The 508-nt window shown below is 30.3% G+C and carries 1 protein-coding gene; it reads left to right on the plus strand.

The annotated features are described in order from the left end of the window. On the plus strand, positions 1-508 hold a 508-nt coding region (locus tag AC3G7N_RS22755), incomplete at both ends, for a hypothetical protein (protein ID WP_489424360.1).

Here is a 508-nt window from a genome sequence, read left to right on the forward strand (position 1 = left end):
CAAAGCGGTTAAAGAATATAAACATTATAGTGCTGTTTTTAAGGACGACATACCGAATAAGATAATCGGTAATCCGGTTACCGATAATTCAAAAGATAAAAAGATCCCTTCAGGCATTAAAACATTTGAAGAATTAATTTTTTATTATGATCGCTATCACAAACTTAAGAAAAAGGAAGAATTAAAAGATGGTGAACAACAAGAAATAGATAACTATGAGAAAAATTACAATGAAGATGTTGCATTTTCCTATTATTTAAATGTGATAGCTGGAAAAGAAATAAAAAATGCCCTAGTAGGGAAAGGCGGAAGCTTAAGTTCACCAGCCAAGAATTCAGCTAAATGGTACAATAAAGAAATTAAAAAAATTCTGGATAAGGGAAAAGGAAAGTCGCTTAAAGCTTTGGAATCACTTTATCTAGATAAATCGTTTTTTGAGACAGTTATTAATAATATGGATAAAGTTAATAAAGAATTGGATTTAGCGACTTCGGTACCTATTAGGGAA

The organism is Virgibacillus carmonensis, from assembly GCF_057836705.1.